Origin of the sequence: Humibacillus xanthopallidus, assembly GCF_006716675.1 — a bacterium.
GTDB lineage: Bacteria > Actinomycetota > Actinomycetes > Actinomycetales > Dermatophilaceae > Humibacillus > Humibacillus xanthopallidus_B.
In genome coordinates this window covers 1-25,763 of record NZ_VFPM01000003.1, presented here as the reverse complement: position 1 = coordinate 25,763, position 25,763 = coordinate 1, and the positions used below count along the sequence as shown (strand labels likewise).

Genomic DNA, 25,763 nt, shown 5'->3' with positions numbered 1-25,763 from the left:
GGCGGGTTCGACCGTGAAGCCCGTATGCGTCGGGCGGGCTATGTCGTGAAGAGCGGGGCCACCTGCTCGACGAGGGCCGGCCCGGCGGCCACCGTGAGCGCCTTGCCGGGGGCGCCCCCGTCGCGCCCGACGACGACACCGCCGGCCTCCTCGACGACGATCCAGCCGGCGGCGAGGTCCCAGGCGTTGATCCCCGACTCGGCGTAGGCGTCGACGGAGCCGTCCGCCACCCGCACGAGGTCGAGGGCTGCGCTGCCGATGCGCCGGATGTCGCGCACGAGCGGGAGGACCCGGGTGAGGACCTCCGCCTGCCGCGCCCGCACATCGGCCGCGTAGCCGAATCCGGTTGCGAGCAGGCTGCGCCCGAGCCGATGCTCGGATGAGACCGCGAGCCGCCGTGGCAGGGCGGGGTCGCCCGTGGCCTCCGGCCTCGTCCATGCCCCGGAACCACGCCGGGCGTGGTGCACGAGCCGCAGGCACGGGTCGGAGACCGCACCCGCGACCGGCGTCCACCCACCCTCTCGGGAGGGGTCGCCGACGACGACAGCCACCGACACGGCATACGCCGGGATGTCGTAGAGGTAGTTGACGGTGCCGTCTATGGGGTCGATGACCCAGGTGAGCCCCGAGGTGCCCGTGACGTCGGCACCCTCCTCACCGAGGATGCCGTCGTCGGGGCGGGCCTCGAGGATGAGCCGGTGGAGCAGCTCCTCGGAGCGCCGGTCCATCACGGTGACGACGTCGGTGTCCGTCGACTTCGTCTGGGCCACCCCGAGGCGGTCGGGGCGCTCGTCACGGATGAACCTGCCTGCGGTGACAGCGAACTCGATGCAGAGCTGCTCGAGGGCCGTGAGCTCGTCGTCGCCGGGGATGGCGGTCGTGGTCGATGCATCCATGTCAGTCACGCCCGCACAGGGCGGGACGCGCCTGGCGGAGGTTCGGGCAGCAGCCCGGCTCGCACACGGACGGGCGCCGACCCTCGTAGTCGGGGACGGCCTCGCCCCGCGCCTCGGCGGCGCGCTCGACGAGTGCGTCGACGAGGTCGGTGACGAAGCGCCCATCGGTGCCGACCGTGGGCACGCGCACGAGCTCGACGCCCACCCGGTCGGCCGTCTCCTTCGCCTCGGTGTCGAGGTCGTAGACGACCTCCATGTGGTCGGAGACGAAGCCGATGGGGGCGACGACGACCGTCGTGGTGCCGGCTGCGGCCAGCTCCTCGATGCGGTCGTTGACGTCGGGCTCGAGCCACGGCTGGCTCGGCGGACCCGAGCGGGAGCAGAAGACGAGCTCACCGGTGAGGTCACGGCCGAGGATGCGGTTGGCCTCGTCGGTGATGGCAGAAGCGAGTGCGAGGTGCTGGCGCTGGTAGAGGTGCCCCTCGCCGTCGCCGGGTCCGGCCGTCTCGTCCATCGCCGTGGGGATCGAGTGGGTGACGAAGAGGAGGGCGACCTCGTCGTCGGGCGCCCCGTCGAGGGCTCGCATCGCGTCGACGACCCTGCCGAGGTTGGCCGCCGCGAAGCCGGGCCGCGGCGCATACGGACCCACCTTGTCGATCTGCAGCTCGATGCCCTCCTCCGCCACCGCGGCGACGGCGTCGGCGAGGTTCTCGCGGTACTGCCGGCACGAGGAGTAGCAGGAGTAGGCACTCGTCGTGATGACGAGGAGGCGTCGGTGGCCCGCGGCGTGGGCCTCGCGCAGGGCGTCGTCGAGGAACGGCGGCGAGTTCCGGTTGCCCCAGAGCACGGGCCGCTCGATCTCTCGTGCGTCGAGCTCGGCCCGCAGCGCGGCGATGAGCGCACGGTTCTGGTCGTTGATCGGGCTCCGGCCGCCGAAGTGGTGGTAGTGCTCCCCCACCTGCTCGAGGCGCTCGTCGGGGATGCCGCGACCTGCGGTGACCCGCCGCAGGAAGGGCATGACCTCCTCCGGCGCCTCGGGTCCCCCGAAACTCAGGAGGAGGACGGCGTCGTACGGGTCGAGGGTGTTCTGCATGCCAACACTTTCGCGTGGTGTGGGTCCGGCGTCGAGGGGAGGTCAGGTGCGCGTGCCCGACCGCAGTGGTGTAGGGGCGTTGAGGTCGAGCCGCACCGCGATGAGCCGCACGGCGAAGACGAGACCGGCGGCGGCCCAGAGCATCCACATGCGCAGGACGCCCTGCTCCACCAGCACGACGACGACGACCGAGCCGAGGAGCGCGGGCAACGCATACAGCTCGCGGCGCAGCACCTCGGGCACCTGGCCGGCGAGCAGGTCGCGGATCACCCCGCCGCCGACGGCGGTGATGAGACCCACGAGGACGGCGGCGATCGGCGCCACCCCGAGGGTGGTCGCGGCCTTGAGGCTGCCGGAGACGGCGAACGCCGCGAGGCCACCGGCATCGAGCACCTTGACGAAGCGGCCGATCCGCTCGATCGCGGGGTGGAGGAAGAAGGTCGCCAGACCGCCGAGGGCCGCGGCGCTCAGCAGGCGCCAGTCACTGATGCCCACGGGCGGCACGACACCGATGAGGACGTCGCGCATGATGCCGCCGCCGAGGGCGGCCGCACACGCGAGGACGAGGACCCCGAAGAGGTCGAAGCGCTTCTTGACCGCGACCAGGCCACCCGAGAGCGCGAAGACGAAGACGCCGACGAGGTCGAGGGCCAGCTGGGCGGAGGCGAAGTCGGTGGGCATGGCAGAGCAAACGCTACCCGCGCGGCGTGGTCGCTTTGGTGGGCACCCGGCACGGTGGCATGCTCGACGCGTTCCCTTCACGATCCGTGACAAACCACAGGCACGCAGACGTCCGCTGATCCGCTCGACCGGGAGACCCACCCATGCAGGACCTCACGCTCATCGGCGTCCACGAGGACGGCCTGCACCTGCTGCTGGCCGATGCCGAGGGCAACCGCTACACGGTGCCCCTCGACGACTCGCTGCGCGCCGCGGTGCGACGTGATCGCCCCCGGCTCGGGCAGCTGCAGAACGAGCTGACGGGCGGACTGCGGCCGGCGGCCGTCCAGTCGATGATCCGCGCCGGCCTGTCGGCCGAGGAGGCCGCGGAGCGGGCCGGGTGGACGGTCGAGAAGGTGCACAAGTACGAGGGGCCGATCCTCGCCGAGCGAGAGCACGTGGCCGGCCTGGCGCGCCAGGTGCGGCTGCGCTCGCGCGGAGCCTCCCACGGGGCGTCGACGACGCTCGAGGCACGGGTGACCGAGCGCCTCCTCAGCCGTGAGATCGACCCCGCCGCCGTGGCCTGGGACTCACGCCGCGCCGACAAGGGCGAGTGGATCGTGTCGCTCGCCTTCGCAGCAGGCGGTCGCGAGCGAGAGGCGGCGTGGCGCTTCGACCCGCTCGCGCGCATCGTGTCCGCGCTCGACGACGAGTCGCGCTGGCTGAGCGAGGACGACGACACCCCCGCACCCGGTCCCCTGCCCGCTCCCCATCTGTCCACCCCCGCCCGTCCGGCCACGGTCTATGACGTCGAGGCCGAAGGCGGCGTGGGCGCCCCGACGGCACGGGGCCGCTCGGGCCGCTCCGCGCGGCCGTCCGCGTCGACGAGCGCCACGCGACCTACGGCCGACTCGGACGTCGCGGCGTCGCGCTCGTCCTCCTCGGCCGGCGAGCCCCCGGAGGGCGGCGAGCCGCTCGACCTCGTGGCCGCGATGCGCCAGCGCAACGCGCAGCGTGGTCGGCGACGCCGGCCTCGCGGCGCCGACGTGCCGGGGCTCGACGAGGCGCCGGAGGAGGCACTCCCCCTCGAGGAGCTCGCCCTCGACCCGCGTGACCACGTGCCCCCGCCGGCCCAGCACCCGCGCCCCGAGGACGAGGCGGAGCAGGCGGCCGACACGAACGACACGGATGACGTGGCCGACACCGACACCGACGACACGGCCGGGGTGGCTGACGTCGACGAGGTCGACGAGCTGGACGACGGCCTCCCGGGCGACTCGCTTGTCGAGGACGACGGTCACGACGACGACGTCGACGACGTCGATGCGGTCGACGACACCGGCGGTGCCGCACCCGACGAGGCCGTGCCCGAGCGCGCGACGCCACCGGTGGCCCCACCGAAGCCCGGCCCGCGACCGCGTCCGGCCGAGCGCACCCAGCCCGTGCGCCAGGGCGCGCCCACCAGCACGTCGTCCGCTGCCCGGGCCGACGACGCGCAGGACGACGGCAGCGAGCTCATCGAGGAGCAGGTGCCCGCGCCCGCGGCGGCGAGCCCCAAGCGCCCGGCGCCGGCACGACCCGCCACCCGCAAGGGTGGGCGTCCGAGCGTGCCGAGCTGGGACGACATCATGTTCGGCCGCAAGGGCGACTGACCGACCGACCGACGCCGGCCACCCGCACACGGCACGGCGCCCCCGGACCCACAACCCCACCGCCGAGCCCGTATGCGGGCGGCCGGCACCGCTCTCACGGGCACGTTGTGGGTCTGAGGGTCTGCCCGGACCGGCCCGCTCGGGACGCTAGTCGGCCTGGGTGATCGGCAGGGGCGGCAGCGGGCACACGTCGAGCTCGAAGGGCAGGACCTCGGCCGACTGCGCGCTCGCCCGGGCTGCGTGCGAGGTCATGCGCCGCATGTAGTGCCGGCGGCAGAGCACCTCGTACTCGACGACGCCCGGCTCGGCGGCGTTCGTGTCGCCGACGACGACCTGCTCGCCCTCGACGACCATCGACCCGTCGACGACGCGGGCGTTGGTCGTGGCCCGCCGGCCGCACCAGCAGAGCGCCTCGACCTGGAGCACCTGCACCCGGTCGGCGAGCTCGATGAGCCGCTTGCTCCCGGGGAACAGCTCGGTGCGGAAGTCGGCGGTGATGCCGAAGGCGAAGACGTCGACGTCCATCTCGTCGACGATGCGGGCCAGCTGCTCGACCTGCTCGCAGGTGTAGAACTGCGCCTCGTCACAGATGAGGTAGTCGATGCGCTGTCCGGCGGTGGCCCGTGAGACCACGCCCTCCCAGAAGTCGAGGTCGTCGCCGACCTCGAGCGCGCCGGTCGAGAGTCCGAGTCGCGACGAGAGCACGTTGCTACCGGCGCGGTCGAGCTTGGTGAAGATGAGGCCCACGCGTCCGCGGGCCGCGTGGTTGTGGTCCATCTGCAGCGCGAGGGTCGACTTGCCGCAGTCCATGGTCCCGGAGAAGAAGACGAGCTCAGCCACGGTGCACCACCCTAAGCGCCCCGGCGGGGTGGGACGACGATGACGGGCACCGCGAGCTCGGCCTCGCTCGTCGAGCCGTGCAGGCCGAGCAGGCGCACGATCTCGGGACGCATGAGCCCCGAGTGCACGACGGCGAAGGACGGCTCCGTCATGACGACGAGGTCGCCGATGCGCGGCTCGACCTCGCGCCGGACCGCGCCGAACCACCCGTCGTCGAGCAGCTGCTCGCGCGTGCGGACCGTGGCCGACCCGCGCAGCCGCGAGCTCCAGAGCGCCGCCACGGCGTCGCGCTCCCCCGTCTCGGTGTAGAGCTGGAGGCACCGCGGCTCCCCGCCGAGGTGGCGTATGCCGTGCATGAGCTCGGGCTCGTGGGCGAGGTCGATGCGCGACTCGAAGGGCACGTCGACCATGCCGTGGTCGGCGGTGATGACGATCGACGTGTCGTCGGGCACGCGAGCGGCGAGGCGCGAGAGGGCGCCGTCGACCGACTCGACCTCGTCGCCCCACTGCCACGACTGGCACCCGTGCACGTGGCCGACCTTGTCGACCTCGCCCCAGTAGAGGTAGACGAGCGAGCGGTGCGACTCGCGCACGGCCGAGGCGACGGCATCGACCCGGTCGTCGAGGCTGAGGCCCGACCGGAAGCCGCCACCGCGCAGGGCCGCGGTCGTCAGGCCCGAGCCCTTGAAGTACCACGGCCCGACCATCGTCACGGCCACGCCGGCGTCCTCGAGCACCTCGAAGACCGTCTCGTGGGGCTGCCAGCGCACCGGGTCGGGGCCGTCCTCCCACGACAGCTCGTTGACGAGACGGTCGGTGTCCGGGTCGAGCACCTGCATGCCGACGAGGCCGTGGGCCCCGGGGAGCAGGCCGGTGCCGAGGGTGCCCATGGAGGTCGCCGTCGTCGTCGGGAAGCCGCACGGGATCCGGCGCGCCGACGCCAGGTGGGACCGCAGGAAGGGAGCGTGCCCGCTGCGCTGGAGCAGCAGGTCGTGCCCGAGGCCGTCGACGAGCACGACGACGGTGCGCGGCACCGCGGGCAGGTCGAAGAGGTCACGGCCGGCATACCGGCTCACCCCGAGGCGGTCGGCGACGGAGGGCAGCACGTTGGCGAGGCTGCCCTGCGACCAGTCGGGGGCCGTCTGCGTTGCGGTCATCGCCGTCGGGTCAGGGCCGGCGCGCGTGGCCGCCGCCGATGCTCGCGGAGAGCACCCGCGCGAAGGCCAGGGCTCGCCCGACGGCGTCCTCTCCGTCGGCCGCCGAGCTGACCCGGAGCGAGATGTCGTCGGAGGCGATCGTGCCCTCGAAGCCGTGGTCGGCGGCGCACTCGGGGTCGCCGCACTGGGCGGGGATCATGTCGAGGCGGCTCACCGCTCCCCAGCCGAGGGTGAGCGTGATGTCGCGACCGTGTGTGCCCGGGGTGAACGTGTCGGGCTCGGCCACGACGTGCGTCAGCATGACGCCACGCACCGCAGTGAGCGGCACCGTCTCGGTCGTCGCCGTTGCCATGAGCTTCTCGTCGGGCTCGGCGTGGTCGTCGGCGTGCGCGATGACGAGCCGGTCGGGCGTGACGACGAGCACGGTGACGTGCCGACGTACCGTCTCGCTGTCGAAGGTCGTCTCCTGGTGGACGAGGTGCGACACGACCTCGTCACCTGCGATCGCGGACTCCACGACGTCGACGACGAGCGACGGGTAGTAGCCGGCCCGGTTGATCGCCTCGGTGAGGTCGGCGGGCAGGGTACGCACCGGCTCCTGGCCGGACTGCTGGGTCGCACGTCGCATGCCCCCCATCCTTGCACCAGCGGGCGGGTTGGCCCGCCGGGCATCCTCAGGTCATGCGGCGGCGGCCGGGGTCCTTGCGCACGAGGGCGGGGCGCACGACGACGTCGGCGCCGAGCACGTCGACGCCACCGGTCCACGCGTTGACGGGGTTGAGCTCGACCGACGCCATCTCGGGGTGGTCGTCGGCGAGCACCGAGAGGCGGGCGATGAGGTCGGCGAGCGCCGCCCGGTGCACGGGCGCGGCGCCACGGTGGCCGGCGAGCAGGGGCGCGGCCTTGACCCCGTCGATGAGGTCGGTGACGTCGACGTCGGTGAGGGGCGGGATGCGGTGGGCCACGTCGCCGAGCAGCTCGGTCGGCGGCCCGGCCACGGAGAAGCTCACGACGGGGCCGAAGAGCGGGTCCTCGCTCGCCCGCACGACACAGGAGACGCCCGGCACGGCCATGCGCTGCACGACGAAGCGGTCCGCCCCGAGCGGGCCGAGGCGGCTCGACAGCGAGGTGTAGGCGTCGCGGACCGACTCGGCGTCGACGAGGTCGCCTCGCACCCCGGCGAGGCCCGGCTGGTGACGCACGAGCGGCGAGGTGGACTTGAGGATGACGGGGTAGGTCAGCGTGTCGGCAGCCCGGACGGCGGCCTCGACCCCGGTGACCTCGATCGCGGGCCAGAGGCGGATGCCGTAGGCCGCGAGCAGCTCGCGGGACTCGTCTCTCGTGAGGGCCCGGCCCTCGGGATGGGTCGCGAGGACCGCCTCGGTGAGCCGCTCGACCTTCGCCCGGTCGATGCCGACCGGCGACACTGCCGAGCCGCGGTCGCGCGAGCGCCACTGGGCGTAGCGGGTGACGGCGTTGAGGGCCCGGATGCCATCCTCGGGCATCGCGTAGGAGGGCACCGAGCGCGTGACGTCACCCTGGACGTAGGACAGCCCGTCGCCGACACCCCGCATGCCGAGGAAGGTTGCGACACAGGGCTTCTCGTACTTCGCGACGATCTCACGAACGGCCGTGTGCACCTCCTCGTCCTGGGTGACGAGCGGCGGGATGAAGGCGGCGACGACGCTGTCGACCTCGGGGTCCGCGAAGGCCGCGTCGAGGGCGGTCGCGAACTCCTCGGCCGACGCCTGGGGCAGCAGGGAGACCGGCCCGTGCGTGACCTTGAGCCCCCAGCTGAGGCAGGCACTGGCACTGAGGGCACCCAGGGCGTCGGAGTTGCCGACGATGGCCACCCGGTCGCCCGCGGGCAGGGGCTGGTGCAAGGTCAGCTGGGCGACGTCGAAGAGCTGGTGGACGTTCTCGACACGGATGACACCGGCCTGACGCAGCAGCGCGTCAAATGCCTGCGGCGGAACGTTGGTCATCCGCGTGCGGTGCCCGGGCGGCGCGGCGAAGCTCGAGACACCCGAGCTCACGACGATGACGGGCTTGACCTTGGCGAGCTGGCGCGCGATGCGGGAGAACTTGCGCGGGTTGCCCATCGACTCGAGGTAGAGCCCGACGGTGTCGGTGTCCTGGTCGTCGATCCAGTACTGCATGAGGTCGTTGCCGGACACGTCGACCCGGTTGCCCGCCGAGGCGAACACCGAGATGCCGAGGCCGCGGCGAGCAGCCGAAGCGAGCACCGCGACGCCGAGCGCCCCGCTCTGGGCGAAGAGCCCGAGACGCCCGCGCTGCGGCACGACCGAGGCGAGGGTGGCGTTGAGCTGCACCTCCGGGTCGTTGTTGATCAGGCCGAAGCTGTTGGGCCCGATGACGCGCATGCCGGCCCGGCGCACGCGCCGACGGAGCTTCTCCTGGAGCTTGATGCCCTCCTCGCCCGCCTCGGCGAAACCGGAGGACAGCACGAGCAGGGCCTTGACGCCGGCCTTGCCGCACTCCTTGACGACGCCGACGGTCTGGTCGGCCGGGATGACGAGAATCGCGAGGTCGACGGGCTCGGGCACGTCGCGGATGCTCGGATAGGTCTTGAGCCCCTGGATCTCGTCGGCCTCGGGGTGGATGGGGTAGAGCTCGCCGCGGAAGCCGCCCGCGATGATGTTGGACAGCAGGACCGCGCCGATCGAGTGTGCCCGCCGGCTCGCACCGATGATCGCCACCCGCTCGGGGAAGAGGATGGTGCGCATGCTGCGCGCCTCGGCGCGGTGCTCGCGCGAGAGCTGCACCTCCTTCGACCGCTCGGTCGGGAGGATGTCGAAGGACACCTCGATGACGCCGTCCTCGAAGTGGTGCGAGACCTCGTAGCCGGCCTCCTTGAAGACCGTGAGCATCTTGCGGTTCTGGGGCAGCACCTCGGCGGTGAAGCGGGTGATGCCGAGCTCCTGCGCGATCGCGGCGAGGTGCTCGAGCATCACCGACCCGATGCCCTTGCCCTGGAAGTGGTCGGAGATGTTGAAGGCCACCTCGGCCGAGGTGGGGTCGATGCGGTCGTAGCGGCCGATGCCGATGATCTCGCCGTCGAGGGTCGCGACGAGCGCGACCCGGTCGTGGTGGTCGACGTGGGTGAAGCGGTAGAGGTCGCGCTGGCTCAGCTCGCGCAGCGGCGCGAAGAAGCGCAGGTAGATCGACTCGGGCGACTGCCTCGAGTGGAAGAGCTGGATGCCCTCGGCATCGTCGGGCGAGATCGGGCGCACGTGCGCGACGGTGCCGTCGCGCAGCACGACGTCGGCCTCCCACTCCACCGGTGCGCCGGTGGCCTTGGCCGACACCCGCTCCAAGGCGCCGGTGTCGTCAGGTGCGCTGTCCTCCACCATGCGCTCATCGTGTCACGTCCCACCGACCGGCCCGCCGAAGATGCGACGCTGGCCTCATGGAGTTCACCGAGGTCGTCCGCCGCCGCCGCATGGTCCGTCGCTACGACCCCGACCGCGCGGTGCCGCGCGCCGTCGTCGAGCGGTGCCTCGAGAACGCCGTCCGCGCCCCGAGTGCCGGTTTCAGCCAGGGCTGGGACTTCCTCGTCCTCACCACGGACGAGGAGCGTGAGGGTTTCTGGAACTCCACCACCGTCCCGGGGGCGCCCGTCGACGCCTGGCTGGACGGCATACGGGCGGCGCCGGTGCTCGTGCTGTGCCTGTCGCACATGGACGCCTATCTCGAGCGCTACGCGGCGGAGGACAAGGGCTGGACCGACCGCGACGAAGCCCGCTGGCCGGTGCCCTACTGGGACGTCGACACGGGCATGGCGTCGCTGCTCATCCTGCTGACCGCCACGGACGAGGGCCTGGGCAGCCTCTTCTTCGGAGTGCCACCGGAGCGGCACGCGGCGGTGCGCGAGGCCTTCGCCATCCCGCCCAGCCGCACCATCGTCGGCGTCGTCTCCCTGGGGTATGCCGTCCCGGGGCCCAAGAGCCCCAGCCTCCGTCGACACCGCCGGACCGGCGAGGAGGTGGCCCACTGGGGTCGTTTCGGCGTGGCAGGTGACGACGCATGAGCGGCCTGCGCGAAGATGAGACGTTCACCCGCTAGCGGCAAGGAGCACCAGCCGGCATGGCCCGTCGCACGACCACCCCGCCTCCCCCCGAGGACTTCGAGGAGAAGATCGTCGGCATCGACGTCGAGGAGGAGATGCAGAACGCCTTCCTCGAGTACTCCTACAGCGTCATCTACTCCCGGGCCCTGCCCGACGCACGCGACGGGCTGAAGCCCGTGCAGCGCCGAATCCTCTACGGCGCCAACGAGCTCGGGCTGCGGCCCGACCACGGGCACGTGAAGAGCCAGCGCATCGTCGGGGAGGTCATGGGCAAGTACCACCCGCACGGCGACCAGGCGATCTACGACGCCCTCGTGCGCATGGCGCAGCCCTTCACCCTCCGGCTGCCCCTCATCGACGGCCACGGCAACTTCGGCTCGCTCGACGACGGCCCCGCCGCCGCCCGCTACACCGAGGCGCGCATGGCGCCCGCCGCCCTGCTCATGGTCGGCAGCCTCGACGAGGACACCGTCGACTTCGTGCCCAACTACGACGACACGCAGTGGCAGCCCGAGGTGCTGCCGGCCGCCTACCCCAACCTCCTCGTCAACGGCGCGGCCGGCATCGCCGTCGGCATGGCCACCAACATGGCGCCGCACAACCTCGTCGAGGTGATCGGCGCGGCCCGGCACCTCATCGCGCACCCCACGTGCTCACTCGAGGACCTCATGAAGTTCGTGCCCGGGCCCGACCTGCCCTGCGGCGGCAAGATCGTCGGCCTCGAGGGCATCCGAGACGCCTACCTCACCGGCCGCGGCAGCTTCCGCACCCGGGCCACCGCCCGCATCGAGGCGCTCACCCCGCGCCGCAAGGGCATCATCGTCACCGAGCTGCCCTACCTCGTCGGGCCCGAGAAGGTCATCGACAAGGTCAAGGACCTCGTTCAGTCCAAGCGGCTGCAGGGCATCGCCGACCTCAAGGACCTCTCCGACCGCCAGCACGGCCTGCGCCTCGTCATCGAGATCAAGAACGGCTTCGTGCCCGAGGCCGTCCTCGAGCAGCTCTACAAGCTGACGCCGATGGAGGAGAACTTCGGCATCAACAACGTCGCCCTCGTCGAGGGCCAGCCCCGCACGATGGGGCTCAAGGACCTGCTGCGGGTCTACGTCGACTTCCGCACCGACGTCGTGCGCCGCCGCAGTGCCCACCGGCTGCGCAAGCGCGAGGAGCGCCTGCACCTCGTCGAGGGCCTGCTCATCGCCATCGTCGACATCGACGAGGTCATCCAGGTCATCCGCACCTCCGACGATGCCGACATCGCCCGCACCCGCCTCATGGACGTCTTCGACCTCGACGAGATCCAGGCCAACTACATCCTCGAGCTGCGCCTGCGCCGCCTGACGAAGTTCTCGCTCATCGAGCTCGAGACCGAGAAGGCCGAGCTGGAGCGGGCCATCGAGGAGCTGCGCGCCCTCCTGGCAGACGAGAAGCTGCTCCTCAAGCTCGTCTCCGACGAGCTCGCCGCCGTCGCCAAGGCGCACGGCACCCCGCGGCGCACGGTCCTGCTCGAGAGCTCGGGTCAGAGCGCCGCAGCGACCGCCAGCAGCCCCCTCGAGGTCAGCGACGACCCCTGCTGGGTGCTGCTCAGCTCGACCGGCCTGCTCGCCCGCACCGGCAGCGCCGAGCCAATCCCCACCGAGGGCTCCCGCTCGAAGCACGACGTCATCGTCGGCGCCGTGCGCACGACGGCCCGTGGGGAGTTCGGTCTCGCGACGACCGCCGGCCGGATGATCCGCCTCTCCGCGCTCGACCTGCCGACGCTCCCGCCGACCAACGGCGCACCCAGCCTGTCGGGCGGCGCTCCCCTCGCGGCCTACGTCGACCTGCCGAAGGGCGAGGAGCCGCTCACCATCCTGCCGATCGGCGCCGAGGCGCCGGTGCTGGCTCTCGGTACCGCGAGCGGGGTCGTCAAGCGGGTCACTCCCGAGGCGCCGAAGAGCGACGAGTGGAGCCTCATCAGCCTCAAGCCCGGCGACCGGGTCGTCGGCGCGGCCGTCGCCGACCGCGATGACCTCGACCTCGTCTTCGTGACGAGCGACGCCCAGCTGCTGCGCTTCGCGGCGCGGTCGGTGCGGCCCCAGGGCCGGTCGGCGGGCGGCATGGCCGGCATCAAGCTGTCGCCCGGCGCGACGGCGGCGTTCTTCGGCGTGGCCGACCCGGCGCGCCACGGCGTCGTCGTCACGTCGTCGGGCAGCTCCGACGCCCTCCCCGGCACCCAGGGCGGCTCGCTCAAGGTGACGCCGTATGCGGAGTACCCACCGAAGGGACGGGCCACCGGAGGTGTGCGCTGCCACCGCTTCCTCAAGGGCGAGGACACCCTCGTGCTCGCCTTCGCCGGGAACGCTCCGGCCAAGGCCGCTGCCGCGAACGGCGTCGCCATCGAGCTGCCCGCTGCCGACGGGCGCCGTGACGGATCGGGGGTGCCGGCCACCGCCGTCATCGCCCACGTCGCGTCGGCGCCCTCGGAAGGCGCCGACACCAACGGGGCCGTGTCTCCCGGGGAGTCCGAGTGAGCAAGCGACGCGTCGCTGCGGAGGCGGAGGTCGTGCAGGCGGAGGTCGAGGCGGTGGAGGTCGAGGCGGTGGAGGTCACGGAGGCCAAGGCCGAGGTCGCCGAGGTCGCCGAGGCCGAGGTCGAAGAGGCCGGGGTCGTGCAGGCGACGGCCCTCGACGAGCACCCGTCGACGACGGGGCACGGTGCGCCGGCGGAGGATGCGTGCTCGGTGCAGTGGGACCACGACGGCACGAGCGCCTACGGCACGGCCGCAGGCGCCGCCTTCTTCGTCATCGTCGAGCAGTCGGGGCCCTGGGGTCGGGACGCCGCCCGGGAGTCCCACCTCGACCCGTTGCTCGGCGCCGAGCTCGACGCCCGCACGAGCCGAGCTGGCGGCCGCTTCATGCTCGTGCGGCGCCCCGGTGGCCACCCGGCACAGGACGGCCCCCGCCGCGTGCTCCTCGCGCACGCCGGGGCTGCGCCCGATCTGGAGCCGTGGTTGCTCGAGGCGGAGGTCGCCGACCCCGGAGAGCTGCTCGGTCTCGACTGGGGCGCCCTCGCCCGAGGTAGCCGGGCGCTCGTGGCAGCCTCGTTGCCCGGCGCCCACGACGCGGAGCCGACGCTGCTCGTGTGCACGAACGGCCGCCGCGACGTCTGCTGCGCGGTGCGCGGCCGGCCGCTCGCCGCCGCAGCCGCGCGGGTCGCGCCGGGGCGCGTCTGGGAGGTCTCGCACACGGGCGGCCACCGCTTCGCCCCCACGGCGGTGCTGCTGCCCTGGGGCCAGACCTACGCGCGCCTCGACGAGCAGGGCGTGGCTTGGGTGCTGGAGGCGAGTCGGACCGGCCACACGCCGGCCGAGCTGCTCGGTCCGCTCCACGACCGTGGCCGCTCACCCCTAGCCCCCGCCGCCCAGTGCGCCGAGTCGCACGTGCGGGCGCAGCTCGGCGAGACGCACCTCGCCTCCCTCCGGGCATCGACCCCGACCCCCTCGTCCGACGGCGCCGACGTCGTCGTGGGCCATACCGACGGGCGCAGCTGGCGCGTCCACGTCGTGCGCGTGCCGACGGCCCGTGTCCGCCCGGAGTCGTGCGGCAAGAAGGGCATCGAGGTGCTCGAGCACCAGGCGACGCTCGTCACCCCCCTCTGACGGGTGGAACCCGCCCGGCCCGGCCGTTCCGGTGCGAGACTGGTGAGGAGAGCCCGGTCGAGCAGGGAGGCTGTCGTGTCCCGCGTGGTCCACTTCGAGATCCAGGTCGACGACGTCGACCGCGGCAAGGCGTTCTACGCCGCTGCGTTCGGCTGGTCCTTCGAGGACTACGGCCAGTTCACCGGCTCCCCCTACTGGGGCATCGTGACCGGACCCGGCGACGAGCCCGGCATCGGCGGGGGCCTGCTGCCGCGCGCGGTCCCGGCACCAGCTCCGGGCCAGGGGGCGAACGCCTTCGTCGCGACGATCGGGGTCGACGACTACGACGACACGGAGCGGCGCATCCTCGCCGCCGGTGGGCAGGTCGCGCTGCCGAAGACGGCCCTCACGGGCATGGCGTGGCAGGGCTACTACCTCGACACGGAGGGCAACACCTTCGGGATCCACCAGCCCGACCCCGACGCGGCCTAGGCAGCCCTCACACCGGGCGCCGCCCGTCACCGACCTCGGGCGGGCTCACCACGGTTTGGGGTAGGTCGGACCATCGCCTCCCGTGGCGTCGCGCTGGTCCTCGCCGAGCTGCTGGTTGCGCTCGATGGTGTTCTGGCGCTGCTGCTCCTGGAGGAAGTCCTGCTGCTCCTGGCTCGGGGTGTTGTCGGGGTCCGGTGTCGGGTCCGGCGCGGGGGTCGGCTGCTGGCCCGGGGTGTCGCCCGGCTGCTCCGGAGGCGTCTCCGGCTGCGGCTGCGGGTCGGCGCTCTTGTCCTCCATCCGCTGCTGCGCCTGCTGCAGCTGGTCTCCTGTCTGACCGCCTTCGGGGGCGTCGCAGAGTGGCGGCCGTTGGCTCGTCGTCTGGATCCCCTTCTCGTAGAACTGCTTCCACTCCGTCGTGCGCTCCTTGGCCTTGGCCGCGTCACCGAGCGCCTCGTAGGTGAGCCCGAGGTTGACCCGGACCTTGCACTCGTCGATGCCGCCCTTGGGCACCTGCTCGAGGGCCTGCTCGAACCATGGGCGCGCGTGCTCGAAGTTGCCGGTCAGCACGTGTGCGTCGCCGATGGCGAAGGGTGACCGGAACTGCTCGACCATGTTGACCCACCCCTGCCGCTCCCCCCACTCCTGCGTGGCGGCACGGTCGCCGGCCTCGTAGGCCGCGAGCGTCTGCCCCGCGACGACGTTGAGACTGAGCAGGCGCAGGGCGGTCAGGAGGAGCAGCACGACGACGGGCAGGCTGGCGAGCAGCAGCGTCCGGCGCCGCCGGCGTTGCCGTGGGCTCATCGGAGGGCGTGGCCCCTTCTCCGACCCGTCCTTGCCCCGTCGCCACCCCGAGGGGGTATGCCGCGTGGCACGGCTCTGCGCATCCCCGACCCCACCGCGCGTGGGCAGGTCGGCGAGCAGCAGGTCGGCGTCGTCGTCGCGCGCTCGGGAGGGCTGCGACGGTGACGGGGGTCGGGCTGCCTCGGGGAGGTCACGGCTCTGGTCGGCGCTCACAGCGGGGCCTCCTTGCGTCGACGGGCCTGGGCGAGGGCGGCGAGGCTCGCACCGAGCTCCCACACGGCGAGCCCGGCCACCCCGATGAGCAGCGGCCAGTAGAGCTCCTGGCGTGCGCGGACCCGCTGCTGCTCGACCTCGTCGCTCGTGCCGAAGCGGTCGAGATCGATGCCGGCCACCACGGGATCGATCGGGTCACCCGAGTCGCGGTGGACGTAGGGCAGCCCCAGCTGGTCGCCGACGGCGCGCAGGTTCTTCTCGTCGATGACCGACCGGGCGTCCTCGCCGGTCGCCGGGTCGATGATGTAGGAGGCGCTCGTGTCGAAACGCGACCGGGTGGCCTTCATCCGGCCGCCGTCGGTCGTGCCGTAGCCGAGCACGGCTCCGCCGCCGACGAGCCGCTTGTCGATGGTGAAGGGGGCGGGTGGCTCGGGGGCGGTCTGCTCACCGTCACCGAGGTAGAACACGAGCCTGCCGCGATCGGGGGTGCGTTCCTCGGCCTGCTGGAGCATCCGCCCCAGCCGCTCGTCGGCTGCCGTGATCGACGAGCCGCGGGAGTACTCGGACGGCTCGGGCAGCAGCGTCTCGAGCGCGGCCTCGAGAGCGTTGGAGTCGGTCGTCAGCGGCAGACGCACGCGGGTGGCCTGGTCGAAGGTGATGACGGAGTACCGCGCACCGGGCAGCGCCTCGGTGATCGCTGCGATGTCCGCCTGCACGCCGGCGATGCGGGGCCGCTCGTTGCCGTAGTCCTCGGCGATGATGCTGCTCGTCGTGTCGACGACGAAGTAGACGTTGAGGTTCGCAGCCGAGGCGTTGACCTCGTCACCCGGCACGGCCGGTCGGAGCGCGGCGATGCCGAGGAGCACGACCATGGCGGTCAGGCGCCAGTGGGTGGCGCGTGACTCCCCCGGCACCGAGCGCGACGTGGGGTTCCACCACACGGCCACGAGGGCCGCCACGACGAGGACGAGCAGCACCGGCCACGGGCCCACCGGGAGGAAGGTCACGACGACCACCTCCGGCTCGCCCCGATGACCCCGACGAGACCCAAACCGGCCAGTGTGATCGGCACCACCGGGTTGTCGGTCTGCAGGGCCCGGGCGGACGAGTCGATGAGCGCGGCCTCCTGCGCCTGGACGGCGTCGACGATGCCGCCGATGGCGCTCGTGTCGCTCATCGCGAAGTAGCGACCCGCCGTGCCCTCGACCACCTGGCGCATCTCCACGGCCTCCCGGTCGACGCCGTCCTCCTCGGGGTTGAGGCCGTAGACGCGCACGCCCTTGGCCTTGGCCAGCTCGCCCGCTTCGACGACGTCGATGATGGGTCGCCCCGCGAGGTGGTTGTCGGTCGCGAAGACGAGCGAGCGTGGCCGCTGGGTGTCGATGCGGTCGAAGCTCGAGACGCAGGTGGCGAGGCCGTCGCCGATGAGCGAGGTGCCCCTGCCGTTGAAGGTGCCGGCGAAGAACGACTCGAGGTCAGGGTCGCCTGCGAGGGCCCGCCCGGCGACGTCGAGCTCCTCGTTGATGAAGTCGTAGTCGTCGGTGAGGGGGAAGACCGTCGCTGCCGAGGAGTTGAAGATGACGAGGCCGATGCGCTCGCCCTCGAACCGCGTGACGAGACGCTTGAAGGTCGAGACCAGCTCGGCGTCGTAGGCCGCCATCGAGCCGGAGATGTCGAGGCAGAGCATGATGTCGCGGTTGCGGGTCTCCGGCCGCTCGACCGTCGTGTCGACGGGGCGTGCGGCGCCGACCAGGGCCGCGCCGCCGAGGAGCACCGCACTCGCGGCAAGGACGGCCATCCGGATGCGGTGGGTGCGCAGCGCCCGGCGGTACTCCGGCAGCGCGGTCAGGGCCGACGTGTTGGCGACGGCGGCGGTCGCATGCGCCGACCGACGCGCGAGATGCCGCGTCACCGCAACCGTCGCGACGACGGCCACGAGCAGTCCGACGACGAGGACCGCGGGGAACCTCAGGTCGAGGCCGGTCAGCTCCATCGACGCACCACCTGCTTGGCCACGTCGCCGGCACCGGCCAGGGTCTCTGCCTCGTGCGGACCGAACTCACCGGGGTAGAGCTGGCCCACGACCTGCGACACCGGCGTGAGGCGCTCCCCCGTGGCCGTCAGCTCGGTGAGGGTCATCGTCGGTGCGCGGATGCCCGAGACCTCCTGCACGAAGTGCCGCACGAGGACGCTCAGCTGCTGGTGGCCTGCCCGCTGGGTGATCTCGCCCCGCGCCGCCCGGCCGAGGACGAGGTCGATCTGGCGCGTGTAGTCCTCGCGCAGCCGCGACAGTCGGTCGGACGTGACACGCGCCGGGATGCGCACGCGGGCGGGCCGGGTCGAGGTCCACACGAAGACGTACCAGAGGACGACGAGCGCGAGCAGGGCGACCCCGATCCACAGCCACCGGCCGGCATACAGGTCAGGGGCGTAGAAGCCCGGCGGTGGGGCGTCAGCGGCGCGCACGGCGCTGCCTCTCGAGCAGGCCGAAGACGGCGGTCACGACCTCGTCCGACGAGCCGATCCGGGCATGGTTGATCGACCGGCGGTCGAGCAGCTCCGCCGTGCGGCGCACGCGCTGCTCCACCGATGCGGCATACGCCTCGCGCACCTTGGGGTCGAGGCGTACGAGCGTCGGCAGCGGCTCACGGTCGGAGACGTCGTATGCCGTCCGGTCGCCCCCGATGGCCGTCGGGTCGGCGTCCTCGACCGTGATCCAGAGGATCTCGTGCTGCACGTGGAGGCGGCGCAGCAGCTCGTCCAGGGCGGGGTCGAGGTCGCGGTCGTCGGCGACGACGACGAGGAAGAGGCGGCGACGGACGTTGCTGACGATCCAGCGCAGTTGGGTGGCGAGGTTGCTCTGGTCGGCGTCGAGGGCGGTGGCTGCGTCGATCGCGCGCAGCAGCAGCTCGAGATGGGTCTCGGTGCCGCGCAGGTCGTGGGACACCGTCGAGGTGGCCGTGCCGCGGACGAGGCCGACGAGGTCACCGTGCCGCTGTGCGAGGTAGCCGATGAGACCGGCGGCGCAGATCGCCACGGCCGACTTCGGCTCTCCGCTGCGCGTCGTGGCCGCCATGCCGCGGCCGGTGTCGACGACGAGCACGAGGCTCTGCTTGCGGGTCGCGACGTAGCGCTTGACGAGCGGGGAGGCGTGCCGGGCGGTGGCCTTCCAGTCGATGTCGCGCACCTCGTCGCCCGGGACGTAGGCGCGCAGGTCGTCGTAGTCGAGGCTGCGCCCGTGGAACGCCGAGGCGTACTCCCCCTCGAGCATGCTGCGCGAGCGCCGACGAGCGTGGACGAAGAGCTTGCTCTTCACCCGTGTCAGCAGCGTCGTCGTCACGGCCACGTCCCCCTTGCGCCAGCCCGTCAGGGCGTGCGGATCCCGCCGACCATGGCGTCGATGACGTGCTCGACCGGCACGTCGTCGGCGGCGGCCTCGAAGCCGAGCGACACCCGGTGCCGCAGGACGCGGTGGGTGAGGGCCTTGACGTCGTCGGGGACGACGTGGTTGCGCCCGTCGACGAGAGCCCGGGCCCGGGCCGCGGCCATGAAGGCGATGCTCGCGCGCGGGCTCGCGCCGTAGTCGACGTAGGCGGCCAGGCGCGCCTCGATGTAGTCGCGCGGGTGGCGGGTGACGTAGCCGATGCCGACGATGTAGTTGACGATCGCGGGGTCGACGTAGACCCGCGAGACGAGGCCCTGGAGGCGCTTGACGTCGGGGATGGACACGACCGGTCCCGAGGGGCCGTCGAAGACGCCGGAGTCGATCCGGCGCAGCACCTCGGCCTCCTCGGCGGGTGACGGGTAGTCGAGCACGTCCTTGAGGGTGAAGCGGTCCATCTGTGCCTCGGGCAGCGGGTAGGTGCCCTCCTGCTCGATGGGGTTCTGGGTCGCGAGGACGAGGAAGGGATCGGGCAGCGCATAGCTGCGGTCGCCGATCGAGGTCTGCCGCTCCTGCATCGCCTCGAGCATCGCCGACTGTGTCTTGGCACTGCTGCGGTTGATCTCGTCGAGGAGCACGACGTTGGCGTGCACGGGGCCGAGCTGGGTCTCGAAGGTGCCGCTCACCTGGTTGTAGACCTGGGTGCCCACGATGTCGCTCGGCAGCAGGTCGGGCGTGCACTGGATGCGGTGGAAGGTGCCGCCGACGGCCTGGGCCAGGGTCTGCGCGGCCGTCGTCTTCGCGAGGCCGGGCACGCTCTCGAGCAGCACGTGCCCACCGGTCAGCAGGGCGATGAGGAGGGTCTCGTGCAGCCGCGCCTGGCCGACGACCTTGGCCGTGAAGGCGCCGGAGATGGAGCTGATCGTGTCCTGCGCCCACCGCAGCTCGTCGCTCGTGAGATAGGGGCTGGGCGGGGCGTTGTCCGCGCTGTCGGCCGGCGTCCGCTGGGCAGGGGGCACCTGGGCATCGTCGACCCGGCCGGTCGGGACCTCCACCGTGTAGGTGTCGACCCCGGCGCCGTCCTGGGCCGACGGTGCGTGATGGGCGTCGGGGGCCGACTCCCCGGTGTTCGCGTCTCCCACGTTCGACTCCCCTTCCGGCGACGTCCGGTGTCGTGAGTCACACCGGACGCTCATGGTAAGCACGGGTTGCTGTGCCGCGCGCTGCCACCCGGTGCGTTCTCAGGCGTCGATGCGCTCGCGGTCGATCTCGGTGGCGGACTCGATGATGAAGTCCTTGCGGGGCGCGACGTCGTTGCCCATGAGCAGCTCGAAGGTGCGCTCGGCCGCCTCGAGGTCGCGCATCGTCACCTGGCGCAGGGTCCGGTGGCGCGGGTCCATCGTCGTGTCGGCGAGCTGGTCGGCGTCCATCTCGCCGAGACCCTTGTAGCGCTGCATCGGCTGCTTGACCTTCTTGCCCGACCGCTCGAGCCGGGTCAGCGTGCGCCGCATCTCGAGCTCGTTGAAGGTGTAGATGAGGTCGTTCTTCTTCGACCCGGCGTTGATGACCTCGATGCGGTGCAGCGGCGGCATCGCGGCGAAGACACGGCCTGCCTCGACGAGCGGGCGCATGTAGCGGAAGAAGAGGGTGAGCAGCAGGGTGCGGATGTGCGCGCCGTCGACGTCGGCGTCGGTCATGATGATGACCTTGCCGTAGCGGGCGGCCGCGAGGTCGAAGCTGCGGCCGGAGCCGGCGCCGATGACCTGGATGATCGAGGCGCACTCGGCGTTCTTCAGCATGTCGCTGACCGAGGCCTTCTGGACGTTGAGGATCTTGCCGCGGATCGGCAGCAGCGCCTGGAACTCCGAGGACCGCGCCTCCTTGGCAGTGCCCATCGCGGAGTCTCCCTCGACGATGAACAGCTCGGAACGCTCGACGTCGGTCGTGCGGCAGTCACGCAGCTTGCTCGGCAGGGTCGAGCTCTCGAGAGCGTTCTTGCGGCGCTGCGTCTCCTTGTGCAGCCGCGCGCTGATGCGCGACTTCATCTCGGAGACCACCTTCTCGAGCAGCAGGGCGGCCTGGGCCTTGTCGCCGCGCTTGGGCGAGGTGAGACGCGCCGTCAGCTCCTGCTCGACGACCTTGGCGACGATGGCCCGCACCGCGTTGGTGCCGAGCACCTCCTTGGTCTGACCCTCGAACTGCGGCTCGGCCAGTCGCACGGTGACCACGGCCGTCATACCGGCGAGGATGTCGTCCTTCTCGGGCTTGTCGCCGCCGACCTTGAGCCGCCTCGCGTTGAGCTCCAGCTGGCGGCGGAAGACCTTGACGATCGCCTGCTCGAAGCCCGCGACGTGGGTGCCGCCCTTGGGGGTGGTGATGATGTTGACGAAGGACTGCATGCGCGTGTCGTAGCCCTGACCCCAGCGCAGGGCGATGTCGACGCCGCACTCGCGCTCGAGCTCGGTCGGGGTCATGTGGCCGTTGACGTCGAGCACCGGCACGGTCTCGGTGAAGGTGCCGGAACCCTCGAGGCGCCACACGTCGGTCACGGCCGTGTCGGGGGCGAGGAACTCGACGAAGTCGGTGATCCCGCCGTCGTGCTGGAAGACCTCCTCCACGGGCCCGTCGGCACCCGGGGTGCCGGGGATGCGGCGCTCGTCACGGATGACGAGGCGCAGGCCGGGGACGAGGAAGGAGGTCTGCCTGGCGCGGCCGGCGATGGCGTCGTAGTCGAGCTCGGCGTCCTTGAGGAAGATCTGCCGGTCGGGCCAGAACCGCACGCGCGACCCGGTGACGCCGCGCTTGGCCTTGCCGACGACGGGCAGGGCGCTCTTCTTCTCGTAGGGGGTGAAGTCGGAGTCGGGAGAGTGCACCGGAGAGCGGTCGGTGAAGGTGCCGGGCTCACCGCGGCGGAAGCTCATGCCGTAGGTCTTGCCGGCGCGGTCGACCTCCACGTCGAGGCGGGCCGACAGGGCGTTGACGACCGAGGCGCCCACCCCGTGGAGGCCACCCGTGGCGGCATACGACGCGCCGCCGAACTTGCCACCGGCGTGCAGCTTCGTGAAGACGACCTCGACGCCGGACAGCCCGGTGCGCGGCTCGATGTCGACGGGGATGCCGCGCCCGTCGTCGCGCACCTCGATGGAGCCGTCGCCGCCGAGGATGACCTGGATGTCGGTGCACACCCCCGCCAGCGCCTCGTCGACGGCGTTGTCGATGATCTCCCACAGACAGTGCATGAGGCCGCGCTGGTCGGTCGAGCCGATGTACATGCCCGGGCGCTTGCGCACCGCCTCGAGGCCCTCGAGGACCTGGAGGTGGCGGGCGGTGTAGTCGCCGGTGCCGTTCGGTGCGGGGCGTGAGGCGGAGGCCACAGTCGATCTCTCTCGTTTCGGTCTGACGGCCGGGTCGCCGGCCGCACCCGAAGCCTAACGACCGCAGGCGACGACACCCGGATGCCACGCGGGTCCGGGCGGTTCCGGGCGGTCACGGGGCGGTTCCGAGGGTGGTTCCGAAGGCGGTTTCGAGGTGCCGCAGGGGTGGACACGACGTAACGATCCGGGCATGACGGAGGTCTCACTGATCGAGCCTGCCAATGGGGAAGGTTCGAACGTGATTCACTGTTGGAACATCCGCGACAACGAATCGGGCGCCGCAAGGCAATCACGGTGTCGCGGGTAACTGGCAGGGTCACCCTTCGGGGAGACCCTCGACGGGTAGAGAGAAGGCGAGCACAAGATGACGACAGCACTGGCACCCGAGTTGACTGCGGCTGACCGCTGCGACCGGTGTGGAGCCCAGGCCTACATCCGCGCCCGCCTTGTGACCGGCGGTGAGCTGCTGTTCTGCGCCCACCACGGTCGTGAGCACCTGCCGGCGCTGATGGACAAGGCCGTCGACGTCCTCGACGAGACGGAGCGTCTCCAGGAGACGCGCATCTCCTCCATGGACGAGCACTGAGCGGACCGAGGCACGACCCCGGCAAGGACGCCTGCGACTGTCCTGACGCACTGAGCGCGCGACGGTGATCACCGGATCGAACGTTCTGGTGGGCATCGTCATGCTCATCGGCACCGTCGGGATCGTCGTTCCCGTCCTTCCGGGGCTGTTCCTCGTCTGGGCGGCCACGCTCCTCTGGGCGATCGAGGTCCACTCCAGCGCAGGCTGGATCGTCTTCGCGATCGCGACGCTGCTGTATGCCGCCGGGCTCGTCGCGCAGTACCTGCTGCCCGGGCGACGGATGAAGCGTGCGGGGGTCGACTCGAGGTTCGTCGCGGTCGCGCTCGTCGTGGCCGTCATCGGCTTCTTCGTCATCCCGGTCATCGGGGCGGCCGTCGGCTTCGTCGCGACGATCTTCCTGCTCGAGCTCGCCAAGCATCGCAGCAGAGGTGCCGCCTGGCGGGGGACGGTGCACGCCATCAAGGCGGTGGGGCTCAACATCGGCCTCGAGCTGGCGACGGCGTTCGCCATCATCACGACCTGGGCGATCGCGGTCTACCTCACGCGCCCCTGACGGCGCGCCTGCCTTCGCCCCTGATTCCCCTGATCCGGCTCCACAGGCTCGCGCCTGAGCGTGGTCCGTCAGGCGGGTCACCGAGCTTACGGGTTCATACCAGCGCAGGCCCATGGGCCGGGACAGCGATGGCGAGGGTCACCACTGATCGCGACGGCGCTTCTCCCAGCGCTCTTCCATCCGCTCCATGAAGGTGCCGTGCTTCGTCGCACCGGCGTTGGGCTTGCCCGCCCGGGGCTTCGGCGTGCCGTCGGAGCCGACGGCGGCGAGCTTGGTCTTCGAGGGGGTGATGGCGTAGACGATGCCGGCCACCATGACCGCGAACCCGACCGCACCGAGCCAGATGAGGCTCGACATCGCCGATACGACCACCAAGGCGAGCCCGGCGACAGCGGCGACGACACCGATGACAACGCGACCGCGACCCACCCCTCGCGACTTGGTCTTCTCGATCCGCGACGCGAAGCGCGGATCCTCGGCGTAGAGCGCCTCCTCCATCTGCTGGAGAAGAGCCTCTTCGTGTTCCGAGAGTGCCACGTGGCACCTCCCTGTGCGATCTCGACTACTCGAAGCCTAAGGCGGGAATCGTCGACGCGGACGTGTTTCCCTCAGGATAATTCGCGTCGCTCCCGTTGGGAACCCGAGGGTCGGTCAGGCATGAGGCTCGCCGGCCTCACGGAGCCGGCACCGAAACGCGCGCTGGCCCGGTCGACGGCACGATCTGCGTCTCGCCACCCGTGCTCGGGCTCGTCGAGTCGTGCTTGGATCGGCGCCTGAGCGGCGGGAACGAGCCCTTCGAGGCGCACGCCGACGAGTCTGATCCGTGCCCGCTGCAGACCGAGCCGGTCATAGAGCTCACGGGCTGTGTCGAAGATCTCACGCGAGACGTCGGTGTGATGGCGCAAGGTCTTGGCCCGAGTGATGGTCGTGAAGTCGGCAAATCGCACCTTGATCGACACGGTGCGCCCTGTCATGCCGGCCGAACGGGCCCGCGCGGCGGTGCGGTCGGCGAGCCGGAGGAGCTCGCGATGGATCCGCACCGGGTCGTCGATGTCGTGCGCGAAGGTCTCGTCGGCGCCGATGGACTTCTCGCGTCGCTCGGGCACGACCGCCCGTGGGTCGCGCCCCCAGGCGAGGTCGTGCAGTCCTCGCCCCGCGCTGTCGCCGAGGGCCCGCTGCAGGGTCTCGACCGGGGTGTGGGCGAGGTCGGCGACGGTGCGCAGCCCGAGCCGGTGCAGCTGCTCCTCAGTACGGTCACCGACCCCCCAGATCGCCCCGACCGGGAGCTGGTGCAGGAAGGCGACGACCTCGTCGCGAGGCACGACGATGAGGCCATCGGGCTTGGCGAGGCTCGAGGCCAGCTTGGCGACGAACTTCGTCGGCGCGATGCCGACGGAGCAGGTGATGCCCTGCTCGTCGGCGATGGTGTCGCGCAGCTGCTCGCCGATCTGGGTGGGGCGGCCGAGGCGGCGCACGGCGCCGGAGACGTCGAGGAAGGCCTCGTCGAGCGACAGCGGCTCGACGCTGTCGGTGATCGAGGCGAAGGTCGCCATGATCGCGTCGGAGATGGCGGCGTAGCGCCGGTGGTCGGGCTCGATGACCACCGCCTGTGGACAGAGGCGCCGGGCCCGGGCCATCGGCATCGCCGACGTGACGCCGAAGGCGCGGGCCTCGTAGGTGGCCGAGAGCACGACGGATCGTCCGCTCGCCCCGCCGATGATGACCGGCTTCCCCCGCAGCTCGGGCCGGGAGATGAGCGAGGCCGAGGCGTAGAAGGCGTCCATGTCGACGTGCAGGACCGTGCACCCGGTGTCGTCGGGCGGCTCGGCGTCGGTCCTGGTCGGCGCGGTGAACTGGCGGCGGCTCATCGACGGCCCCCGTCGACAGCGCCGCTCGGTCGCACGGTGGGGTCAGTCGCGGCGCGCCAGGACGTGCAGGCCATTGCCCAGGGTCCGGAGGAACTCACGGCCGGGACCGGAGACGAGCAGCTCGTCGAGCTCGGCGAGTGCGACCCGGTCGGCCTCGGAGTCGATGTGGGCGGCCGGCACGAGGTGCCCGAGGATGCCGGTGCCACGCACGTTGACGTCGGTGAAGCCGGCCTCGGCGAGCAGGGCCTCGATCTGGTCGACGTCGAAGCGTCGCGGCAGCGGGTCGGTGCTGCCCCATCGGCCGGACGGGTCGGTGAGGGCAGCGCGCGCCTGACCGAACTCGCCCGCGATGGCCTTGGCGAAGACGACGGCGAGACGGCCCGACACGAGCAGGGAGAGCCGCCCGCCGGGACGCAGGGCATCGGCGGCGGCGCGCAGGGTCGCCGCCGGGTCGTCGACGACCTCGAGCGTGCCGTGGCAGCAGACG

General features: G+C 71.9%; 23 protein-coding genes and 1 pseudogene. 7 read left to right on the top strand and 17 right to left on the bottom strand.

Going from position 1 to position 25,763, the window contains the following annotated elements:
• Positions 1–38: 38 nt before the first annotated feature.
• The 3 genes from FBY41_RS15300 to FBY41_RS15290 are packed head-to-tail and all read right to left on the bottom strand — an operon-like array spanning position 39 to position 2,670.
• Entirely contained in the window at positions 39–896 is an 858-nt protein-coding gene (locus tag FBY41_RS15300; RefSeq protein ID WP_141845183.1) for an inositol monophosphatase family protein, read from the bottom strand.
• Position 897: 1 nt separating this feature from the next.
• Complete coding sequence (locus tag FBY41_RS15295; protein ID WP_141845182.1) at positions 898–1,989, bottom strand: ferrochelatase; 1,092 nt, start codon at positions 1,987–1,989, stop codon at positions 898–900.
• A gap of 42 nt (positions 1,990–2,031) precedes the next feature.
• A complete protein-coding gene (locus FBY41_RS15290) occupies positions 2,032–2,670 on the bottom strand; it encodes a trimeric intracellular cation channel family protein (protein ID WP_141845181.1) in 639 nt (212 codons plus the stop codon).
• 143 nt (positions 2,671–2,813) lie between these two features.
• On the opposite strand from FBY41_RS15290, the gene sepH reads away from it, so the two are divergent.
• Positions 2,814–4,301, top strand: a complete 1,488-nt coding sequence (sepH, locus tag FBY41_RS15285; RefSeq protein WP_141845180.1) for a septation protein SepH — start codon at positions 2,814–2,816, stop codon at positions 4,299–4,301.
• Positions 4,302–4,448: 147 nt separating this feature from the next.
• Here the strand turns inward: sepH and FBY41_RS15280 are convergent, their stop codons facing one another.
• The 4 genes from FBY41_RS15280 to FBY41_RS15265 are packed head-to-tail and all read right to left on the bottom strand — an operon-like array spanning position 4,449 to position 9,672.
• Positions 4,449–5,141: a thymidine kinase gene (locus FBY41_RS15280; protein ID WP_141845179.1), complete on the bottom strand. Its 693-nt coding sequence runs from the start codon at positions 5,139–5,141 to the stop codon at positions 4,449–4,451.
• A gap of 11 nt (positions 5,142–5,152) precedes the next feature.
• Positions 5,153–6,298, bottom strand: a complete 1,146-nt coding sequence (locus FBY41_RS15275; protein ID WP_141845178.1) for an alkaline phosphatase family protein — start codon at positions 6,296–6,298, stop codon at positions 5,153–5,155.
• Positions 6,299–6,308: 10 nt separating this feature from the next.
• A complete protein-coding gene (locus FBY41_RS15270; protein ID WP_141845177.1) occupies positions 6,309–6,926 on the bottom strand; it encodes a DUF5998 family protein in 618 nt (205 codons plus the stop codon).
• Between the two features lie 46 nt (positions 6,927–6,972).
• Positions 6,973–9,672 (bottom strand): bifunctional acetate--CoA ligase family protein/GNAT family N-acetyltransferase, encoded by a 2,700-nt coding sequence (locus FBY41_RS15265; RefSeq protein WP_141845176.1) that lies wholly within the window; start codon positions 9,670–9,672, stop codon positions 6,973–6,975.
• A 56-nt stretch (positions 9,673–9,728) separates the two neighbouring features.
• On the opposite strand from FBY41_RS15265, the gene FBY41_RS15260 reads away from it, so the two are divergent.
• From FBY41_RS15260 to FBY41_RS15245, 4 genes are all read left to right on the top strand, one after another.
• Positions 9,729–10,349, top strand: a complete 621-nt coding sequence (locus tag FBY41_RS15260; RefSeq protein ID WP_141845175.1) for a nitroreductase family protein — start codon at positions 9,729–9,731, stop codon at positions 10,347–10,349.
• Between the two features lie 56 nt (positions 10,350–10,405).
• The gene (locus FBY41_RS15255; RefSeq protein WP_141845174.1) at positions 10,406–12,901 is read left to right on the top strand and encodes a DNA gyrase/topoisomerase IV subunit A; all 2,496 of its coding nucleotides are present in this window, start codon (positions 10,406–10,408) and stop codon (positions 12,899–12,901) included.
• Positions 12,898–14,028 carry a sucrase ferredoxin gene (locus tag FBY41_RS15250; protein ID WP_260439818.1) on the top strand — a complete coding sequence of 377 codons (1,131 nt, stop codon included), beginning with the start codon at positions 12,898–12,900 and terminating at the stop codon, positions 14,026–14,028. Before FBY41_RS15255 ends, FBY41_RS15250 begins: the two co-directional genes overlap by 4 nt.
• A 75-nt stretch (positions 14,029–14,103) precedes the next feature.
• Positions 14,104–14,499 carry a VOC family protein gene (locus FBY41_RS15245; protein ID WP_141845172.1) on the top strand — a complete coding sequence of 132 codons (396 nt, stop codon included), beginning with the start codon at positions 14,104–14,106 and terminating at the stop codon, positions 14,497–14,499.
• Positions 14,500–14,544: 45 nt separating this feature from the next.
• Here the strand turns inward: FBY41_RS15245 and FBY41_RS15240 are convergent, their stop codons facing one another.
• From FBY41_RS15240 to FBY41_RS15210, 7 genes are all read right to left on the bottom strand, one after another.
• On the bottom strand, positions 14,545–15,513 hold the full coding sequence (locus FBY41_RS15240) for a tetratricopeptide repeat protein (RefSeq protein WP_141845171.1): 969 nt from the start codon (positions 15,511–15,513) through the stop codon (positions 14,545–14,547).
• Positions 15,510–16,520: a vWA domain-containing protein gene (locus FBY41_RS15235; protein WP_141845170.1), complete on the bottom strand. Its 1,011-nt coding sequence runs from the start codon at positions 16,518–16,520 to the stop codon at positions 15,510–15,512. Before FBY41_RS15235 ends, FBY41_RS15240 begins: the two co-directional genes overlap by 4 nt.
• Positions 16,517–17,506: a VWA domain-containing protein gene (locus tag FBY41_RS15230; RefSeq protein WP_141845169.1), complete on the bottom strand. Its 990-nt coding sequence runs from the start codon at positions 17,504–17,506 to the stop codon at positions 16,517–16,519. Before FBY41_RS15230 ends, FBY41_RS15235 begins: the two co-directional genes overlap by 4 nt.
• Positions 17,497–17,979 (bottom strand): hypothetical protein, encoded by a 483-nt coding sequence (locus FBY41_RS15225; RefSeq protein WP_141845168.1) that lies wholly within the window; start codon positions 17,977–17,979, stop codon positions 17,497–17,499. The genes FBY41_RS15230 and FBY41_RS15225 overlap by 10 nt, the downstream gene beginning before the upstream one ends.
• Complete coding sequence (locus FBY41_RS15220; protein ID WP_260439817.1) at positions 17,966–18,853, bottom strand: DUF58 domain-containing protein; 888 nt, start codon at positions 18,851–18,853, stop codon at positions 17,966–17,968. Before FBY41_RS15220 ends, FBY41_RS15225 begins: the two co-directional genes overlap by 14 nt.
• A gap of 26 nt (positions 18,854–18,879) precedes the next feature.
• Entirely contained in the window at positions 18,880–20,037 is a 1,158-nt protein-coding gene (locus FBY41_RS15215; protein WP_375869880.1) for an AAA family ATPase, read from the bottom strand.
• A gap of 99 nt (positions 20,038–20,136) precedes the next feature.
• Complete coding sequence (locus FBY41_RS15210; RefSeq protein ID WP_141845167.1) at positions 20,137–22,269, bottom strand: DNA gyrase/topoisomerase IV subunit B; 2,133 nt, start codon at positions 22,267–22,269, stop codon at positions 20,137–20,139.
• Between the two features lie 364 nt (positions 22,270–22,633).
• Here FBY41_RS15210 and FBY41_RS15205 point away from each other — a divergent pair, with 364 nt between their 5' ends.
• Both FBY41_RS15205 and FBY41_RS15200 read left to right on the top strand, forming a co-directional pair.
• On the top strand, positions 22,634–22,855 hold the full coding sequence (locus FBY41_RS15205; RefSeq protein ID WP_141819929.1) for a DUF7455 domain-containing protein: 222 nt from the start codon (positions 22,634–22,636) through the stop codon (positions 22,853–22,855).
• Positions 22,856–22,919: 64 nt separating this feature from the next.
• Positions 22,920–23,408 (top strand): DUF456 domain-containing protein, encoded by a 489-nt coding sequence (locus FBY41_RS15200; RefSeq protein ID WP_141845166.1) that lies wholly within the window; start codon positions 22,920–22,922, stop codon positions 23,406–23,408.
• A 138-nt stretch (positions 23,409–23,546) separates the two neighbouring features.
• Here the strand turns inward: FBY41_RS15200 and FBY41_RS15195 are convergent, their stop codons facing one another.
• The 3 genes and pseudogenes from FBY41_RS15195 to FBY41_RS15185 form a co-directional block, all read right to left on the bottom strand.
• Positions 23,547–23,945 (bottom strand): DUF3040 domain-containing protein, encoded by a 399-nt coding sequence (locus FBY41_RS15195; protein WP_141845165.1) that lies wholly within the window; start codon positions 23,943–23,945, stop codon positions 23,547–23,549.
• A gap of 71 nt (positions 23,946–24,016) precedes the next feature.
• Positions 24,017–25,276 carry a DNA polymerase IV gene (gene dinB / locus FBY41_RS15190; protein ID WP_141845164.1) on the bottom strand — a complete coding sequence of 420 codons (1,260 nt, stop codon included), beginning with the start codon at positions 25,274–25,276 and terminating at the stop codon, positions 24,017–24,019.
• A 42-nt stretch (positions 25,277–25,318) separates the two neighbouring features.
• Positions 25,319–25,763, bottom strand: a pseudogene (locus tag FBY41_RS15185) (methyltransferase domain-containing protein); the annotation flags it as partial.